This window comes from Aureimonas endophytica (assembly GCF_014642635.1).
GTDB classification, from domain to species: domain Bacteria; phylum Pseudomonadota; class Alphaproteobacteria; order Rhizobiales; family Rhizobiaceae; genus Plantimonas; species Plantimonas endophytica.
Genome location: NZ_BMIQ01000003.1, coordinates 367,308 through 383,459 on the forward strand (window position 1 = coordinate 367,308; position 16,152 = coordinate 383,459).

At 68.5% G+C, this 16,152-nt stretch carries 18 protein-coding genes; 15 read left to right on the top strand and 3 right to left on the bottom strand.

The window, feature by feature from the left end; genetic code table 11:
• The first annotated feature begins 252 nt into the window (after positions 1 to 252).
• The 11 genes from IEY14_RS11870 to IEY14_RS11920 all read left to right on the top strand — a co-directional run bounded on the left by IEY14_RS11870 (position 253) and on the right by IEY14_RS11920 (position 9,442).
• On the top strand, positions 253 to 1,404 hold the full coding sequence (locus tag IEY14_RS11870) for an FAD-dependent monooxygenase (RefSeq protein ID WP_188908673.1): 1,152 nt from the start codon (positions 253 to 255) through the stop codon (positions 1,402 to 1,404).
• Positions 1,401 to 2,216: an alpha/beta fold hydrolase gene (locus IEY14_RS11875; RefSeq protein WP_188908675.1), complete on the top strand. Its 816-nt coding sequence runs from the start codon at positions 1,401 to 1,403 to the stop codon at positions 2,214 to 2,216. Before IEY14_RS11870 ends, IEY14_RS11875 begins: the two co-directional genes overlap by 4 nt.
• 3 nt (positions 2,217 to 2,219) lie before the next feature.
• Complete coding sequence (locus tag IEY14_RS11880; protein WP_280515040.1) at positions 2,220 to 2,975, top strand: maleate cis-trans isomerase family protein; 756 nt, start codon at positions 2,220 to 2,222, stop codon at positions 2,973 to 2,975.
• 11 nt (positions 2,976 to 2,986) lie between these two features.
• A complete protein-coding gene (locus IEY14_RS11885) occupies positions 2,987 to 3,637 on the top strand; it encodes an N-carbamoylsarcosine amidohydrolase (protein WP_188908677.1) in 651 nt (216 codons plus the stop codon).
• A 49-nt stretch (positions 3,638 to 3,686) separates the two neighbouring features.
• Positions 3,687 to 4,715 carry a 2,5-dihydroxypyridine 5,6-dioxygenase gene (ndpE, locus tag IEY14_RS11890; RefSeq protein ID WP_188908679.1) on the top strand — a complete coding sequence of 343 codons (1,029 nt, stop codon included), beginning with the start codon at positions 3,687 to 3,689 and terminating at the stop codon, positions 4,713 to 4,715.
• A gap of 176 nt (positions 4,716 to 4,891) precedes the next feature.
• Positions 4,892 to 5,932: an ABC transporter substrate-binding protein gene (locus tag IEY14_RS11895; protein ID WP_188909239.1), complete on the top strand. Its 1,041-nt coding sequence runs from the start codon at positions 4,892 to 4,894 to the stop codon at positions 5,930 to 5,932.
• A complete protein-coding gene (locus tag IEY14_RS11900) occupies positions 5,922 to 6,848 on the top strand; it encodes an ABC transporter permease (RefSeq protein ID WP_373288969.1) in 927 nt (308 codons plus the stop codon). Before IEY14_RS11895 ends, IEY14_RS11900 begins: the two co-directional genes overlap by 11 nt.
• Before the next feature lie 12 nt (positions 6,849 to 6,860).
• On the top strand, positions 6,861 to 7,640 hold the full coding sequence (locus IEY14_RS11905; RefSeq protein ID WP_188908682.1) for an ABC transporter permease: 780 nt from the start codon (positions 6,861 to 6,863) through the stop codon (positions 7,638 to 7,640).
• Entirely contained in the window at positions 7,627 to 8,694 is a 1,068-nt protein-coding gene (locus tag IEY14_RS11910) for an ABC transporter ATP-binding protein (RefSeq protein WP_188908684.1), read from the top strand. Before IEY14_RS11905 ends, IEY14_RS11910 begins: the two co-directional genes overlap by 14 nt.
• A 14-nt stretch (positions 8,695 to 8,708) precedes the next feature.
• Positions 8,709 to 9,299 carry a cysteine hydrolase family protein gene (locus tag IEY14_RS11915; protein WP_188908686.1) on the top strand — a complete coding sequence of 197 codons (591 nt, stop codon included), beginning with the start codon at positions 8,709 to 8,711 and terminating at the stop codon, positions 9,297 to 9,299.
• On the top strand, positions 9,296 to 9,442 hold the full coding sequence (locus IEY14_RS11920) for a hypothetical protein (protein ID WP_188908689.1): 147 nt from the start codon (positions 9,296 to 9,298) through the stop codon (positions 9,440 to 9,442). The genes IEY14_RS11915 and IEY14_RS11920 overlap by 4 nt, the downstream gene beginning before the upstream one ends.
• Positions 9,443 to 9,562: 120 nt before the next feature.
• On the opposite strand, the gene IEY14_RS11925 is transcribed toward IEY14_RS11920, so the two are convergent.
• A complete protein-coding gene (locus IEY14_RS11925) occupies positions 9,563 to 10,504 on the bottom strand; it encodes a threonine ammonia-lyase (RefSeq protein ID WP_188908691.1) in 942 nt (313 codons plus the stop codon).
• A gap of 100 nt (positions 10,505 to 10,604) precedes the next feature.
• On the opposite strand from IEY14_RS11925, the gene IEY14_RS11930 reads away from it, so the two are divergent.
• Positions 10,605 to 11,066: an NADAR family protein gene (locus IEY14_RS11930; RefSeq protein ID WP_188908693.1), complete on the top strand. Its 462-nt coding sequence runs from the start codon at positions 10,605 to 10,607 to the stop codon at positions 11,064 to 11,066.
• Here IEY14_RS11930 and IEY14_RS11935 read toward each other — a convergent pair.
• Together IEY14_RS11935 and IEY14_RS11940 are read right to left on the bottom strand one after the other, a co-directional pair.
• On the bottom strand, positions 11,045 to 11,905 hold the full coding sequence (locus tag IEY14_RS11935; protein ID WP_188908695.1) for an amidohydrolase family protein: 861 nt from the start codon (positions 11,903 to 11,905) through the stop codon (positions 11,045 to 11,047). The genes IEY14_RS11930 and IEY14_RS11935 overlap by 22 nt on opposite strands.
• Positions 11,906 to 11,918: 13 nt before the next feature.
• Positions 11,919 to 12,944 (bottom strand): LacI family DNA-binding transcriptional regulator, encoded by a 1,026-nt coding sequence (locus IEY14_RS11940; protein ID WP_188908697.1) that lies wholly within the window; start codon positions 12,942 to 12,944, stop codon positions 11,919 to 11,921.
• 339 nt (positions 12,945 to 13,283) lie between these two features.
• Between IEY14_RS11940 and IEY14_RS11945 the strand changes: the two genes are divergently transcribed.
• The 3 genes from IEY14_RS11945 to IEY14_RS11955 all read left to right on the top strand — a co-directional run bounded on the left by IEY14_RS11945 (position 13,284) and on the right by IEY14_RS11955 (position 16,147).
• Positions 13,284 to 14,075 (top strand): ATP-binding cassette domain-containing protein, encoded by a 792-nt coding sequence (locus tag IEY14_RS11945; RefSeq protein WP_210318371.1) that lies wholly within the window; start codon positions 13,284 to 13,286, stop codon positions 14,073 to 14,075.
• Complete coding sequence (locus tag IEY14_RS11950; RefSeq protein ID WP_188908701.1) at positions 14,076 to 15,116, top strand: ABC transporter permease; 1,041 nt, start codon at positions 14,076 to 14,078, stop codon at positions 15,114 to 15,116. It begins immediately after the preceding gene.
• Positions 15,117 to 15,178: 62 nt separating this feature from the next.
• Positions 15,179 to 16,147, top strand: a complete 969-nt coding sequence (locus IEY14_RS11955; protein ID WP_188908702.1) for an ABC transporter substrate-binding protein — start codon at positions 15,179 to 15,181, stop codon at positions 16,145 to 16,147.
• Positions 16,148 to 16,152: the final 5 nt, after the last annotated feature.

The window sequence follows — 16,152 nt, forward strand, 5'->3', positions numbered from 1 at the left end:
CAGAGAGGAAGAGAGATCCGGATCCTTCATCGGCGCGGTCCGCGTTTCTAGCGTATGCACTATGTTCGAGAGAAAGACTTTGGTGTCAAGAGCCAGCTTCAAGGCACAAAAGCTGTATATTTGTGCATTGCGGCAATAATTTTTGCAGCGATCGGCGAAAGATTCCACTTGCATTTATAGCGTACGCGCTCAATCATCCTTCTCGTCCGATCGAACGGTCATAGCGGTCTCCTTCGCAGGAAGCTTCGAACAATGCCCAACGCATCTCGTATCGCGATCGTGGGAGCGGGCCTTGGCGGCGTCGCGGCGGGCGCATTGCTGCAGCAGGCGGGCTTCGTCGTCGACATCTTCGAGCAGGCTCCCGCTTTCGCGCGGCTCGGCGCCGGCATCCACATGGGCCCCAACGTTCTCAAGATCTTCCGCCGCATCGGCATCGAGGACGCGGTGACCGCGATCAGCTCGAAGCCGGACTTCTGGTTCTCGCGCGACGGCGCCACCGGCGAGTATCTGTCCCGAATTCCGCTCGGCGACTACGCCTTAAAGACCTATGGCGCGCCCTATCTCACGGTGCATCGCGGCGATCTCCATGCCTTGCAGGTGGAGGCGCTCCAGCGCGGAACCCTCCATTTCGACAAGCGCCTGACGAGCGTCGAGGACGACGGCTCCGGCGTCGACCTGACCTTCGCCGACGGCACGCGTCACCGCGCGGACATCGTGGTCGGGGCGGACGGCATCAATTCGCGGATCCGCGAAACGCTGCTCGGGGAAGAAAAGCCGAACTACAGCGGGTGGGTCGGCCATCGGGCTCTCATCGATCGCGACCGTCTCGCCCGGACGGGCTTCACCTTCGAGCCTTGCGTCAAGTGGTGGTCGCGGGATCGGCACATGATGGCCTACGACACGATGGGGAACGGGCGCGAATACTACTACGTCACCGGCGTGCCGCACCCGGCCTGGGACTTCGACGGCGCGTCCGTGCCGTCGAGCCGCGACGAGATGCGCGAAGCCTTCGCCGGCTACCATCCGACCGTCCAGGCGCTGATCGAGGCGACGACCGAAGTCTCGAAATGGCCGCTCCTCAACCGCAACCCGCTGCCGCTCTGGAGCCGGGGGCGCATGGTGCTTCTCGGCGATGCCTGCCATCCGATGAAGCCGCACATGGCGCAAGGGGCCGCGATGGCGATCGAGGACGGCGCCATGCTGGCGCGCTGTCTCGGCGAGACCGGCCTGTCGGACTTCGCCACGGGTTTCCGCCTGTACGAAGCCAATCGTCGCGAGCGGGCCTCGCGGGTCCAGGCCGTATCCAACGCCAATACCTGGCTGCGCACGCAGGAGGACCCGGCCTGGGTCTTCGGCTATGACATATTCGAGGCGCCGCTGCGCGGCGAAGGCGAGGCGGCATGAGCGGCACCTTTCCCCACGGCTTGAACGTCCGCGCGAACGGCATTCGCCAGCACGTCCTGCACTATCCCGGCAAAGGCGGGCCGCTGGTGCTCGTGCCGGGCATCACAAGCCCGGCGATCACCTGGGGCTTCGTCGCCGAGCGGCTGGCGGAGGCCTTCGACACCTATGTGGTCGATGTGCGCGGTCGGGGCCTGTCCTCGACCGGACCCGGCCTCGACTACGGACTGGACGCGATGGCCGCCGACCTGTCGGCGCTCCTCCCGGCCCTCGGCCTGCGGAACGTCACCGTGCTCGGCCATTCGATGGGCGCGCGCATCGCGATCCGCGCCGCCTCCGGCGAGGCCGCCGGCATGGAGCGGCTCGTGCTGGTGGATCCGCCCGTTTCGGGTCCCGGTCGCCGGCCCTATCCCTCGAAGCTGCCCTGGTATGTCGATTCGATCCGGCTCGCGACGGAAGGCATGGACGCGGAGGCCATGCGCGCCTTCTGCCCGACCTGGACGGACGAGCAGCGGGGCTTGCGCGCCGAGTGGCTGCACACCTGCTTCGAGCCCGCGATCGTCACGGCCTTCGAGGGCTTCCACGCCGACGACATCCACCGGGATCTGCCGGGCCTTTCCGTGCCCGCCGTCCTGATGATCGCCGGGCGCGGCGGCGTGATCGAGCCGGACGACGAGGCGGAGATCCTGCGCCTCAACCCCTCGATCCGCACCGCCCGCGTGCCGGAGGCCGGCCACATGATTCCCTGGGACGACTTCGAGGGCTTCTTCCGCGCCCTCGACGCGCTTCTCGGCACCTCTCTCGCGCGGGGCTGATCCATGAGCACCCGGACCTTCCGCATCGGCCAGATCGTGCCGAGCTCCAACATCACGATGGAGACCGAGATCCCGGCGATGCTGGCCGCGCGTCAGCTGATCAGGCCCGAGCGCTTCACCTTCCATTCGGCGCGGATGCGCATGAAGCATGTGACGAAGGAAGAACTCGCCGCGATGGACGCGCAGTCCGACCGCTGCGCGCTCGAATTGTCCGACGCGCGCGTCGATGTTCTCGGCTATGCCTGCCTCGTCGCCATCATGGCGATGGGCCATGGCTACCACCGCGAAAGCCAGGCGCGCCTCGCGAAGGTGACGGAGGAGAACGGCGCTCCGGCGCCCGTCGTCACGAGCGCGGGCGCGCTGGTCGAGGCTCTCGGCATCCTCAAGGCGAAGCGGATCGCCCTCGTCGCGCCCTACATGAAGCCGCTGACGAAGCTCGTCATCGACTATATCGAGGCGGAAGGGATCGAGGTCGTCACCCATCGCGCCCTCGAAATCTCCGACAACCTGAAGGTCGCCGCGCACGATTCCGCGAACCTGCCGGCCATCGTCGCCGGGCTCGATACGAGCGGCGTCGATGCCATCGTGCTCTCCGCCTGCGTCCAGATGCCGTCCCTTCCCAGCATCGCCAGGGTCGAGGCGCTGACGGGCAAGCCAACGCTCTCGGCCGCCGTGGCCACAACCCATCGGATGCTGGACGCGCTGGGACTGGAGCGCGTCGTGCCGGGTGCCGGCGCGCTTCTCTCCGGCGCCTATTGAGGAGCGAAGCCATGGAACAGGCCGCATCCGAGAACTACAAGGGCGTCTGGGGGCACCGCATCGGCTTCGGCACGAGGCCGGCGCTTCTGGTGATCGATTTCATGAAGGCCTATACCGTTCCCGGCGCGCCGCTCTTTGCGCCGGGCGTCGTGAAGGCGGTCGCCGAAACGCCGCGCCTGCTGGCGGCGGCGCGCGGGCTCGGCGTGCCGGTGATCCACACCAACATCCTCTATCACGCGCCCGGATGCGCCGACGGCGGGGTGTGGGTGCGCAAGGCGCCGGTGATGACGGCGATGGTGGCCGGCAATCCGCTGGCCGAATTCTGCGAAGGGGTGGAGCCGCTGCCCGGCGAGCCTGTCTTCACCAAGCAATATGCCAGCGCCTTCTTCGGCACGAGTCTGGCCCCCATGCTGCATGCGCAAGGGATCGACACCGTGATCCTCGCCGGCTGCTCCACCTCGGGCTGCATCCGCGCGAGCGCCGTCGACGCCGTGCAGCACGGGTTCCGCACCATCGTGGTCAGGGACTGCGTCGGCGACCGGCACGAGGCGCCGCACGAAGCCAATCTCTTCGACATCGATTCGAAATATGGCGACGTCGTTTCGCTGGACGAGACGATCGCCGAACTCGGGCGCGCGACGTCCCTACCGGCGACGGCGTGACCCTGTCCGAGCCGCGACCGGCGAGATCCCGACTGCAAGGAGAACGGCCATGGATCATGCGAGCTTCACCGAAATCTGCCTGCATCAGTTGAAGATGTCGGGCGTCCACGAGGGCGAGAAGCTCGTCGTGCTGACGCAAGGCAGCGATCGTCTCGACTATGCCGACGCCTTCATGGCCGCCGGCCAGCGCCTCGGCGCGAAGATGTACCACATGCGCCTGCCCGCGCCCCCGCCGGTCGGCGCCTGGGCGGTCGGCCAGACGGGCCTTGCCGCGATGCCGGACGCGGTGGAGGCGCTGAAAGCCGCCGACATGCTGATCGACTGCATCTTCCTCCTCTTCAGCCCCGAGCAGATGGCGATCCAGGCGGCCGGCACGCGGGTGCTGACGGCGGTGGAGCCGCCGGAACTCCTCGCCCGGATGCTGCCGACCAGGGAACTGCGCGAGAAGGTCGAGATCGCCGGCGAGATCCTGGCGAAAGCCAAGTCCATGCGCATCACCTCGCCGCACGGGACGGACGTGACCTACAAGCTGAACACCTATCCGACCGTCACCGAATATGCCTGCACCGACGAGCCCGGCCGCTGGGACCACTGGCCGTCCGGCTTCGTCTTCACGGGCGGCGACGACGATGGCGTGGACGGGCGGATCGTGGTGGCGCCCGGCGACATCCTTCTGCCGCAGAACATCTATGTGCGCGAGCCGATCACCTACACGATCGAGAAGGGCTGGGTGACCGACATCCGCGGGGGTCTCGAGGCCGAACTCGTGAAATCCTACATGAGCGGCTTCAACGATCCGCGCGGCATGGGCATGAGCCATGTCGGCTGGGGCATGAACCCCGACGCGAAATGGCACGGGCTGGTGCCAGGCGAATTCCCGGGCGGCATGGGCATGGAGCCGCGCTCCTTCTGGGGCAACGTCATGTTCTCGACCGGCCCGAACAACGAGCTCGGCGGCCCGAACGACACGGCCTGCCATCTCGACATCCCGATGCGCGGCTGCTCCCTGTTCCTCGACGACGAGCCGGTCGTGATCGACGGCGACGTCGTGGTGAAGGAACTGCGCCGCCCGGCCTGACGGGTCGGATCGAAGGGAAGGGACGGCGATCCGCTGCCAGCTTCCCGCCGAATGGGGCCGGAGGCCGAAAGGCCTCCGCATCGCAGGTCGAAATGGATCAAGCCAGCGCATACAACCTCACGACATCCAGAGGGAGAACGACCATGCACAGTTCGAGACGCGAATTCCTGACGATCATGGGCGTGGGGGCGCTCGCCGCGAGCGGTCTCGGCACGCTCGTCCGCCCGGCGCGAGCCGCCGGCACCGTGACGGTCCTCAACTGGCAGGGCTACGGCACGGACGAGAAATGGGCGATCGAGGCCTTCACGAAGAAGACCGGCATCGAGGTCATCAACGACTATTACAACGCCGAGTCCGAGATGCTCACGAAGATCCGGACCAATCCCGGCACCTACGACGTCGTGGTGGTGAACAGCGCGCGCACCCAGCAGGCGCTGGCCGAGGACCTCCTCGAAGCGGTGGACTTCTCGACCATTCCGAACGCCGACGGGCTGCTGGCGAAGCTGAAGGACCACCCGAACTTCACCGTCGACGGCAAGCACTACGGCGTGCCCTGGGTCTGGGGCATGAACGCGCTGGCCATCCGCGACGGCAAGCCGAAGCCCGACAGCTACGCCGCGCTGGCGGACGCGGCGTACAAGGGCAAGGTGGGCCTGTTCGACGACGCCGTGACGGCGGTCGCCATCGGGGCGCTGATGACCGGGCAGAACATGAACGACCCGAAGGACCTGAAGCCGATCGGCGACTGGCTGAAGGCCCTGAAGCCGAACGTGAAGACCATCTGGACCAGCGAGGACCAGTGGAACAAGGCGTTCTCGGCGAACGAGTTCGACCTGTCGGTCTACTGGTCCGGGGCGTCGGTCCGCTCGCAGCGCAACTTCAAGCTTCCCCTCGAATTCGTGGTGCCGAAGGAAGGCGCCGTCGGCTGGCTCGACACCCTCGCGATCCCCGCCTCCAGCGAGAACAAGGAGAACGCGGCGGCCTTCATCGGCTACATGATCGACCCCGAGTTCTATTTCGAGTGGGCGACCAAGGTCGGCGCGCCGGCCTCCGCGAACGCCGCCGCGATGGACAAGCTGCCCGCCGATGACCTGAACCGCAAGGTCCACGATCCGAAGTACCTCGACTCGATGACGCTCATGGCGCCGCTGCCGGACGACCGCCGCGAGGCGTTCAACAATCTGTGGCAGGAAGTGAAGGCGTCCTATGCCGGCTGAGGCCGCGAAGATCGCCACGACCGCATCGGGCCGCGCGACCAGCGCGGCCCCTGCCGGGGGGCGCCGGCTGCCGCCATGGATGGCGACCGTCGCCATGCTGCTGCCGACCTACGGCTGGCTGACGCTGGCCGTGCTTCTGCCGCTTCTCGCGATGCTGTGGTTCAGCTTCCTGACCGCGACGCCGCTCGGCAAGAAGGAAGTCGCCTTCACGCTGAAGAACTACCGCGCCTTCGTCGACCAGCCCTATCTCGTCGGCGTCGCCTGGACCTCGCTGCTGATCGGCCTCTGGACGACGGCGATCTGCGCCGTGCTCGGCTTCCTCGCCGCTCTGGCGCTCATCCGCGCCACCGCCGGCCGCGTCCGTGAGACGCTCCTTGTCCTAGTCATCCTGCCGTTCTGGACGAACGGTCTCGTGCGCGTCTTTTCCTGGACGATGGTGATCCGCGATGGCGGCTTCCTCGACAGCGCCATCCGCACCTTCTGGGCCGACGCGCCGTCGGCGGGTTTCCTTTATTCGCTGCCGGCGATCGTGCTCGGCCTCGTCCACGGCTATCTGCCCTACATGGTGCTGACCTGCTACGTCGCGCTGGTGACGATCGACGAATCCATCGTCGAGGCGGCGGCCAGTCTCGGCGCCCGCTGGTGGACGATCCTCTTCAAGATCCTCGTGCCGATGGCCGCGCCCGGCCTCGTCTCCGGCTCGATCCTCATCTTCGTGCCGGTGATCGGCGCCTTCATGGAACCGCGCATCCTCGGCGGCACGCGCGGCGTGACGCTCGGCACGGTGATCGAGGAGCAGTTCACGGCGGCCTTTAACTGGCCGCTCGGCGCCGCCCTGTCCTTCACCATCCTCGCCGTGGTGCTGGCGATCTTCGCGACCTTTTCCGGCGTCCTGCGCCGCAACATGGCCAGTTGAGGAGCACGCCGGATGAAATTCGCCGCACGCACCTATCTCGTCGCGATCCTCGCCTTCCTCTACCTTCCCATCGCGGTGCTCGTCGCGATGGGCTTCAACGAGTCGCCGCTCTACGCGCTGCCGTTCCACTTCACGACGCATTGGTACGAAGCGCTCGGCGAGAACACGCGCCTCCTCAGGGCGAGTTGGAACAGCGTTCTCATCGCGGCGGTCACCGCGGTGATCGCGACCACGCTCGGGACGCTCGCCGCCGTCGCCCTGTCGCGGCGCGAGTTCCACGGCAAGACGTTGCTGCGCATTCTCCTTCTGCCGCCGATCGCGATCCCCTGGCTCATCACCGGCACGGCGATGCTCGTCTTCTTCTTCTGGACGGGCATCGGGCGGGGCACGCACGCGATCCTCATCGGCCACGTCGCGCTGGCGATCCCCTATGTGGTGCTCGTGGTCGGCACGGGCCTCACGACCGTACGGACCGATCTGGAGGAAGCGGCGATGAGCCTCGGCGCCAGGCCGGCGGGCGCCTTCTTCCTCGTCACGCTGCCGCTGCTCCTGCCGAGCATCGTCGGAGCGGCGCTCTTCGCCTTTGCCGTTTCGCTCGACCAGTTCGTGGTGTCCTACTTCCTCGCCACGCCCGGCTCCTCGACGCTGCCGGTCGAGATCTATTCCGCCATCCGCAAGGGCTTCACGCCCGAGATCAACGCGATCTGCACGATCCTTCTCGGCGGGTCGATGTCGCTCTTCCTTCTCTTCGCCGTGTTCAGCAGACCAGGAGCGCCCCGTGACCGCCGTTGACGTCTCCGCCGTTGCCAAGAGCTATGGCAAGATCGAGGTCCTGTCGGACATCACCACCCATTTCGCGGAAGGATCCTTCACCAGCCTGCTCGGGCCGTCCGGCTCCGGCAAGACGACGCTGCTGAGGATCATCGCCGGCTTCGTCATCCCCGATCGAGGCCAGGTGATGCTCGGCAGCCGCGACGTGACGCAGGTTCCGGTCTGGGCGCGCAATATCGGCATGGTGTTCCAGTCCTATGCGCTGTTTCCGCATATGAGCATCGCGGACAACGTCGCCTTCGGCCTCGCGCGGCGCGGCATCAAGGGGGCAGAAGCGCGCCGCGAGATCGACCGCGCGCTCGAACTCGTCCGTTTGCCGGGCTTCGCCGATCGCAAGCCGAAGCAACTGTCCGGCGGCCAGCAGCAGCGGGTGGCGCTGGCCCGTGCCATCGTCACGCGGCCGAGCGTGCTCCTTCTCGACGAGCCGCTTTCGGCGCTCGACCGGCGGCTGCGCCAGGAGATGCAGGTCGAGCTCGTGCGCATCCAGCGCGAAAGCGGGCTGACGACGATCTTCGTCACCCACGACCAGGAGGAAGCGCTGACCTTGTCCGACAAGGTGGCGATCCTCGATCGCGGCCGCATCGTCCAGATCGGCGCGCCGACGGAGGTCTACGAGCGGCCGAGAACGCGCTTCGCCGCGGAATTTCTCGGCGACACCAACTTTCTCGACGGCACCGTCACGCCGGACGGCGTGAGGATCGCGAACGGCATGACGATCGCCAGCGCCGCCGCGCTCCCGCCGGTGGGCGACGCCGTGACGCTCGCGGTCCGGCCGGAAAAGATCGAGATCGAGACCGCCGATGCCGGCCGTGCGGACGACCGGGCGAACCGCATCCCGGCCACGATCACGACCTCCGTCTATGCCGGAACGGCGCTGACCTACGAGGCGGAAGCGGCGGGCCAGCGCTTCAAGGTCTTCGCGCAGAACCGTGACGCGCGACCGCTCGCGCCGGGCGCGGCCGTAACACTGTCCTGGTCGCCGGCGCATAGCGTGCTTCTGCAGGGCGGGCCGTGAGGAGCGCCGGGTCGATGATCGGTCCGGACGCCGTCCATCTCTGCATCGACATGCAGCGCATGTTCGCGGAGGAAACCAAATGGCACGCGCCGGCGCTGGCCGGCATCGTTCCGAACGTCGCGCGGATCGCGCGGGCCATGCCGGAGCGCACGCTTTTCGCCCGGATGAGCGTTCCGGCGAATGCCGGGGAGGCACAAGGGAGCTGGCGCGACTATTACCGCCGCTGGGCGAGCATGACGGGCGATCGCATGCCGGCGGGCCTCGTCGAGGTCATCGCCGAGCTCGCGGAATTCGCCGCGCCCGCGCGAACCTTCGACAAACCGACCTATTCGCTGTTCGGAAATGCGCGGTTCGCCGATCGTCTCGCCGCCCTGTCACCGGGCGCGCTCGTCTTCACCGGCGTCGAAACGGACGTCTGCGTGCTCGCGACCGTCTTCGACGCGATCGATCGAGGCTACCATGCGATCGTCGTCGCCGACGCGGTGACGAGCGCCTCGCTCGCCTCGCACGAAGCCGTTCTCTCGCTGCTGCTGCCTCGCCTGCCGGAACAGGCCACGGTCACCGACACCGCCGGCCTGCTCGCGAGCCTCGAAGGCCGCGCGTGATCGTCGGTTTCGGCTCCGTCGATCCGGATCTCGCAACCGCAGCCGCTTGCATTCCGCAGCCGGGGAAGACCCTCATCGGACGCGGATCATCGACGGTGCCCGGCGGCAAGGAAAGCCTCTCGGGCGCGCGCCGGCCGCGCTGATCGCGGAGGACACCGCCGAACCGCTGCACGCGAAACGACAGTGGGCCCGCCGCGAGGGCCGGCGACTGGAGGGACGCATTCGTCAGCGGGCGGACGCGCGAGCGGGCGGATGCGAAGCCGTCAGGCCTGGATCCCTTCCGAGCCGGCGCCGCAGACGAGCGCGCAGACCTTGGCGCCGGGCGGCAGGTCGAGCCGTCCGGAGCGGATCGCGGCGAGTGCGGCGGCGCCGCTGAGATCGGCCGCGAGCCCCATTTCCCGCCACAGCCAGCGCGCGGCCTCTAGCATCTCCTCGTCTTCGACCAGGACGATCTCCGAGATCGCCCCGCGCGCGATCTCGAAGACGATTTCCTCGGTCTTGCCGCAGGCCATGGTGGCGACGCGCGTCGTCACCGCGTCGAGCCGCGTCACCGCGCCCTTCTCCAGGCTGGCGCGGAGTGTCGGCGAGCCGACGGGCTCGATGCCGACGATCCGCACCGCCGGCTTCAGCGCCTTCAGCACGGAAGCGATGCCGGCGACGAGACCGCCGCCGCCGATGGCGACGAGGATCACGTCGAGATCCGGCAGCGCCTCCAGAATCTCCAGCGCCACCGTGCCCTGGCCCGCGATCACGGAGGTATCGCCGAAGGGATGGATGTAGACCGCGCCGGTCTCGGCCGCGAAGGCCCGCGCCGCGACATTCGCCTCGTCCCAGACCGCGCCCTCGAGCCGCACCGTCGCACCCCAGTCGCGCAGCTTGGCGAGCTTCTCGGCCGAGATCGTCCGGGGGACGAAGATCGTCGCCGGAACCCCGGCGAGCGCCCCCGACCGCGCGACGGCCAGGCCATGATTGCCGCCAGACGCCGTGGCGAGGCCACGCGGCAGGTCCTCGGCGGGCGTCAGGAGCAGGCGGTTCGTCGCGCCGCGCACCTTAAAGGAGCCGGTCGGCTGGAGGCATTCGAGCTTCAGGAAGAGTTCGGCCGTGGAGACCGGCTCGCGCAGCGCCGTCGCCGCCAGGAGCGGCGTGCGGCGGATATGGGGAGCGATGCGCCGGGCGGCGGCCTCAATGTCCGAAAGGGCGATCATCCCGCGCGAACTCCTTGCCGATACCCTGTCGAAAGGGCTACGTAATCGATTGCGTTTCTGCCTAGCGCCGTCCATCCCGCCGCACAAGCCCGCCTTTCAGATGTCGACCATCACCTTCTACGATCCGCGTCTCGGACCCCATGCCTGGTTGAGCAACCTCCATCCGCGCCCGCTCGAGTTCGAGGGGCGCGTTTACGCAAGCGCGGAACATGCCTTCGTCTCCCTCAAGGCGAGGGATGCCGCGACGGCCAATTGGCTCGCCGCCGCCCCGACGCCGGAACTCGCTGCCGCCGCCGGCCATGCGCTGCCCGGCGAGGACACCCGGCCCGACTGGGCCGAGATCCAGCTCGCGACGATGCGAGCGGTGCTGAAGGCGAAGTTCAACGGCGCGTCCGACCTGCGTGAGCGGTTGATCGGCACGGGCACGGCCCGCCTCGTCGAGGACTCGCCGGAGGACGGGCCGATCGCCCGCTTCTGGGGCGAATGGCGCGGCGAGGGCGAGAACTGGCTCGGCCGGCTGCTCGCCGACCTCCGCGCGGCCTATGCCGCGCCGATGGAATAAGTGCGGATGGCGTTGTCGCGATAGAAGCGGCGCAGCTCGGCCTCCGGCACGCCGGCAAGGCATTCGTCCAGGACCTCGATCCAGCGCGTATAGGAGGCGGCGAGGTTGACGACCGGCCAGTCGCTGCCGAAGAGGCAGCGAGCGAAGCCGAAACAGTCGAGGCTGTGCTCGACATAGGGGCGGATGTCCTCGACCGTCCAGGCCTCGGGGTCCGCCTCCGTCACGACGCCGCTGACCTTCAGCACGACGTTCGGCAGTTCGGCGATCGCCCGCATCTCGGTTCTCCAGGGCTCGCGCCCGCCCTCCGCGATCGGCGGCTTGGCGATATGGTCGAGCACGAAGGACACGTCCGGGCAGCGGCGCACGAGCTCGGTGGCGCTCGCCAGCTGCCAATGGCGGATGCAGAGATCGAAGGTGAAGCCGGCGCGCCCGACCTCGCGCACACCAGCGACGAAGTCCGGCGCGAGGCAATAAGCCGGATCGGCATGGCCCTGGATCAGGCGGCGCACCCCCGTGACGCGGGGCAGCGTCCGCAGGCGCTCCAGGTCCTCGGCGACGGCCGCGCCGCGCTCCACCGGCGCCGAGGCGACGATCGCCCCGATCCGCGCGTCTTCTTCCGCGAGTTCGGCGACAAAACGCGCCTCGTCGAGCTCGCGGCCCGGCGCGGCGTCGACCTCCACGAAGACGAGGCTCTCGACCGCGACCGGCCCCCGCGCCGCGTCGAAATCCGCCGGCAGGAAGGCGCCGTCGATGGCCGGAACCGAAGCCAGCCAGGGATAGGCGATCCGCGCCGGGTCGTAGAGATGCACATGCGCGTCGACGATCGGAAAATTCGGCACGGGAAAAGTTCCTTCAGGCAGGAGGACAGGATGCGGTGCTGGCGCGCAGGATCAGCGTGGTCTCGAGAACGGCGCGGCGCGGCGCGGCGCCGGGCCCGTCCGCTTCCAGCACCTCCAGGAGCCGTTCGGCCGCCGCGACGCCCAGTTCGAAGACCGGTTGCGCGACGGCGCTGATCGCCGGCCGGAAGATCGGAAACCAGTCCATGTCGTCGAAGCCGAGCACGGAGATGTCCTCCGGAATCCGCAGCCCCGCGTCGAGGAGAGCGGTGATCGCGCCGGCGCACATCAGATTGTTCGTGGCGAAGACGGCCGTCGGTGCCGCCGCGAGCAGCGTCCGCGTCGCCCGCTTTCCCGCCTCGAAGGTCGAATCGCCCCGCGCGACGAGGCTCGGGTCGAGCGCCAGCCCCCGCTTCGCGAAGGCGCGCCCGACGCCCGCGAGGCGCTCGCGATCGAAGGAGGCTTCGAGCGGACCGGTCAGCACCGCGAGGCGGCGATGGCCGAGATCGAGGAGATGGCCGGCGGCCTCCTCGGCGGCGGCGGCATTGTCGATGACCACCGCGTCGAGGGGAAGGTCGGGATATTCCGTGTCGGCCAGCACGATCCGCGAGCCCTTGGCGAGTGCCTCGCGGATATGGGCGCCCGACCCGCCGGCGCTGGCGAGGATGATCGCGTCGACCTGCTTCTCGCGCATGACGCGCAGCAATTGCGCCTCGGTCTCGACCGAATTGCCGGAATTGGCGAGGAGGAGGCTGTAGCCGGCGCGGCTGAGCACGCTTTCGACGCCGCTCGCCAGACGCCCGAAGAACGGATTGGCGACATCGGCGAGAATCAGCCCGATGGTCGAGGTCTGCCGGCTGCGCAGGCTGGAGGCGACGGCATTCACCACATAGCCGAGATGGCTGGCGGTCCGGCGCACGCGCTCGGCCGTCGCCTCGGAGGTCGCGCCCGGCACGCCGGCGAGAACGCGCGACACCGTCGCGGTGGAAACGCCGGCCAGTTCGGCGACGCGCTGCATCGTGGGCGGCTTGGTGCGGGACATCGAGGGCGGTCTGAGCGGCGGTTCGGGACGGCTCGTCACGAAGACCGGCGGGCTTCCAAGCCATCCGCTCCGTCGCGCTCGTCGCCGATGCCGTCGGCACCGGGCGCATTGCGTCTCGCAGCGGGACGAAGATCCCTCGCCAGCCCTCGAACGAGGACTCCCGAACAGTCTCTAAGCACGGGCAAGGGGTGGGCGCAATCGATTGCATGGCCGTTCCGCACCCTTTTGGATTGTGATCACCGGATAGGCACGAGCTGCCGAAACTATGGTCTTGCTCCCGGAGAAAAAACGGAGTTGCATTACGCAATCGATTTCGTAAATCGTTTACGGATGGACGCGATGGCCGAAACAGACTCTCCGTCGCTCGCCGACGTCGCCGCCCCGCCGGCGCTCGAAGCGCGTGCCGTCACCAAGCGCTTCGGCGCCGTCGAGGTGCTGAAAGGGGTTTCCATGACCTTCCGGCGCGGCGAGATCACGGCGATCGTCGGCGACAACGGCGCCGGCAAGTCCACCTTCATGAAGGTCCTGGCAGGGGAATACCGCCCGGACGGGGGCGAGCTTCTCGTCGACGGCCGGCCGGCCACCTTACTCTCGACCAAGGACGCGCAGCGCTTCGGCATCGAGACGGTCTATCAGGACCTCGCGCTGGCGCCGGATCTGACGGTGGCCGAGAATGTCTATCTCGGACGCGAACTGGTCGCGCCGGGCCTCGCGGGCCGGCTCGGCGTGCTCGACCGGCCGCGGATGACCGCCCGCTCGCGCGAGATCATGCTGGGTCTCGGGGCGCGGTTGAAATCCTATGCCGTGCCGGCGCAGAGCCTGTCCGGCGGCCAGCGCCAATGCGTCGCCATCGCCCGCGCCCTCAACTGGGCGCGGAACGCGGTGATGCTGGACGAGCCGACCGCCGCGCTCGGCGCCCGGCAGCGCGAGATGGTCTATGGGGCGATCCGCGGCGCGGCGGCCCGCGATCTCGCCGTTCTCCTCATTTCCCACGATCTGCCCCAGGTCCTCGAGCTCGCCGACCGGGTAATCGTCCTGCGCCAGGGCCTCGCCGTCGCCGATCTCGCCCCGCGCGACGTCGGCGTGCGCGACGTGGTCGACATCATGCTCGGTGCCGGAAAGGCCGCCTGAATGACCCCCTCCACCCTCGACGACGGCGCCCTCGCGGCCGCGACCGACGAACGCGAACCCGGCCTTCTCGGCCGGCTCGGCGGCGCCACCGCCTTCTGGATGGCGCTCGTGCTCTTCGGCCTCGTCGCGCTCTTCTCCGCGATCTCGCCGCAGAACGCCTTTCTGAACGTCGGCAATTTCTTCACGATCGCGCTGAACGCCTCGCAGCTGACGCTGCTCGCCCTCGGCATGACCTATCTCCTCGGCGCCCGGCAGCTCGACCTGTCCATCGCGGCCAATGTGGTGCTCGCCTCGATCCTGTCGGCGAAGACGATCACCGCGCTGATGCCGGCGCCGGGCGGCAACGCGCTCGGCGCCATCCTCTGCGGCATGGTCGTCGCCCTCGTCGCCGGCACGCTCTTCGGCCTCGTCAACGGCCTTCTGGTCACGCGGCTGAAGCTCAGCTCCTTTCTCGCCACGCTCGCGACCTCGACGATCGGTCTCGGCGCCGCCCTCGTCATCACCAGCGGCGCGAACGTGCCGGGTCTGCCGCGCGTGCTCCAGACCTCCTTCGGCATCTATCGCATCGGCGGCGTCGTGCCGGTGCCGGTGGTGATCGCGCTCGCCGCAGCCGCCGTCCTCTGGTTCTTCCTCGCGAAGACGCGGTTCGGCGTGCGCACCCTCGCCATCGGCTCGGCGCCGGAAGCGGCGCGCCGGGCCGGCATCGCCGTCGACCGTCAGCTCATGACGCTCTTCGGCATGATGGGCTTCCTCTGCGGCCTCACCGCCATCCTCGACATCTCCCGCTTCGCCACGACCAATATAGGCGGCCACCAGACCGACGCGATGCAGGCCATCGCGGCGGCGGTGATCGGCGGCACCAGCCTCTTCGGCGGCTCGGCCTCCGTCGTGGGCGCGGTGATCGGCGCGCTGATCCCGGTGGTGCTGGGCACGGGCCTCGTGATCATGCGCGTCGACTCCTTCTATCAGCTGATCGCCGTCGGCCTGATCGTCATCGTCGCCGTCGCGATCGACCAGCGCCGGCGCGCCGGCCAGGCCTGATGCGCGATCCGTCCCCGTTCCGCGCCTTCCCGCAAACCCCACCCGTCACCAGAGGAAAAGCCATGCCCGCGTCCCCCCGCATCACCGCCGTCGCCCTTCTTTTCCTCGCGCTTTCGGCGGGCTCGGCGCTCGCCCGCGATAAGGTGGAGATCGCCTTCCTGCCGGGGCAGGTCGGCATTCCCTTCTATTCCACGATGCAATGCGGGGCGCAGAAGGCCGCCGCCGAGTTCGACGTCACCATGAGCTGGGCCGGCCCGGCGGACTGGGACGTGGCGTTGCAGCAGCCTTTCATCGATGCCGCCGTGCAGCTGAAGCCGCAGGGCATCGTGCTCGCGCCGACGGATGGCGGCGCGCTGATCACCCAGGTGCAGGAGCTGGAGGCGAAGGGGACGCCGGTCATCACCGTCGACGCGCCGCTGAACGAGCCGGTGGAGACGCAGAACATCCAGTCGAACCACCGGCTGGGCGGCGAAGCGGCGGCCGGGGCGATGGCCGAGGTCGCGGGCGACGAGGGCTCCTTCCTCGCCATCGGCATGCGGCCGGGCCTGCCGGACATCGACGCGCGCGTCGAAGGCTTCGTCGAGACCTTCAAGCGGGCGCATCCGAAGGCGAAGCTCCTGCCGATCGCCTATCCCGAGACGAGCTCGACCAAGGCGGCCCAGCAGGTGGCCGCCGCGATCCAGTCGACGCCGGATCTGAAGGGCGTCTACGTCACGCATTCCGCCGCCGCGACGGGCGCGGCGGCCGCCATCCTCGAAGCCGGCAAGCGCGGCGACATCAAGCTCGTCTCCTTCGATGCCGATCCGCAGCAGGTGAACGACCTGCGCGACGGCGTCTACGACGCGCTGATCGTCCAGCAGCCCTATCAGATGGGCTATGACGCGATCCGGACCCTCGCCGGGCTGATCCGCAAGGAGATCCCGCGCGCCTCCGTCGAGCACGATCACTTCCTGCCCTTCGTCGTCGTCACCCAGCGGAACATGGACGATCCGGCAGTGGCCAGATCCTTCTATACGACGACCTGCAACTGAGCGGA

Bases quoted from the DNA above. Each gene is read 5' to 3' on its own strand.
- IEY14_RS11870 (WP_188908673.1), top strand. From the start codon at position 253: ATGCCCAACGCATCTCGTATCGCGATCGTGGGAGCGGGCCTTGGCGGC.
- IEY14_RS11875 (WP_188908675.1), top strand. From the start codon at position 1,401: ATGAGCGGCACCTTTCCCCACGGCTTGAACGTCCGCGCGAACGGCATT.
- IEY14_RS11880 (WP_280515040.1), top strand. From the start codon at position 2,220: ATGAGCACCCGGACCTTCCGCATCGGCCAGATCGTGCCGAGCTCCAAC.
- IEY14_RS11885 (WP_188908677.1), top strand. From the start codon at position 2,987: ATGGAACAGGCCGCATCCGAGAACTACAAGGGCGTCTGGGGGCACCGC.
- ndpE (WP_188908679.1), top strand. From the start codon at position 3,687: ATGGATCATGCGAGCTTCACCGAAATCTGCCTGCATCAGTTGAAGATG.
- IEY14_RS11895 (WP_188909239.1), top strand. From the start codon at position 4,892: ATGGGCGTGGGGGCGCTCGCCGCGAGCGGTCTCGGCACGCTCGTCCGC.
- IEY14_RS11900 (WP_373288969.1), top strand. From the start codon at position 5,922: ATGCCGGCTGAGGCCGCGAAGATCGCCACGACCGCATCGGGCCGCGCG.
- IEY14_RS11905 (WP_188908682.1), top strand. From the start codon at position 6,861: ATGAAATTCGCCGCACGCACCTATCTCGTCGCGATCCTCGCCTTCCTC.
- IEY14_RS11915 (WP_188908686.1), top strand. From the start codon at position 8,709: ATGATCGGTCCGGACGCCGTCCATCTCTGCATCGACATGCAGCGCATG.
- IEY14_RS11925 (WP_188908691.1), bottom strand. From the start codon at position 10,504: ATGATCGCCCTTTCGGACATTGAGGCCGCCGCCCGGCGCATCGCTCCC.
- IEY14_RS11930 (WP_188908693.1), top strand. From the start codon at position 10,605: ATGTCGACCATCACCTTCTACGATCCGCGTCTCGGACCCCATGCCTGG.
- IEY14_RS11940 (WP_188908697.1), bottom strand. From the start codon at position 12,944: ATGTCCCGCACCAAGCCGCCCACGATGCAGCGCGTCGCCGAACTGGCC.
- IEY14_RS11945 (WP_210318371.1), top strand. From the start codon at position 13,284: ATGGCCGAAACAGACTCTCCGTCGCTCGCCGACGTCGCCGCCCCGCCG.
- IEY14_RS11950 (WP_188908701.1), top strand. From the start codon at position 14,076: ATGACCCCCTCCACCCTCGACGACGGCGCCCTCGCGGCCGCGACCGAC.
- IEY14_RS11955 (WP_188908702.1), top strand. From the start codon at position 15,179: ATGCCCGCGTCCCCCCGCATCACCGCCGTCGCCCTTCTTTTCCTCGCG.